The following is a 239-nucleotide window of genomic DNA, read 5'->3' on the forward strand; positions in this document are numbered from 1 at the left end:
AAGCTCTGCTACAACGACTACAACACCGACAACTGGTCGCACGCCAAGACCCAGGGCGTCTACCGCATGGTCCAGGACTTCAAGTCCCGCGGCGTCCCCATCGACTGCGTCGGCTTCCAGGCCCACTTCAACAGCGGCAACCCCGTCCCCTCCAACTACCACACCACCCTGCAGAACTTCGCCGACCTCGGCGTCGACGTCCAGATCACCGAGCTGGACATCGAAGGCTCCGGCAGCTC

At 63.2% G+C, this 239-nt stretch carries 1 protein-coding gene; it reads left to right on the top strand.

What is annotated here, in order from left to right:
• Positions 1 to 239, top strand: a 239-nt coding sequence (locus OQ02_RS39925) for an endo-1,4-beta-xylanase (RefSeq protein WP_033443889.1), incomplete at both ends; no start/stop codon positions are given.

Origin of the sequence: Saccharothrix sp. NRRL B-16314, assembly GCF_000716595.1 — a bacterium.
In the GTDB taxonomy this organism is placed as follows: domain Bacteria; phylum Actinomycetota; class Actinomycetes; order Mycobacteriales; family Pseudonocardiaceae; genus Actinosynnema.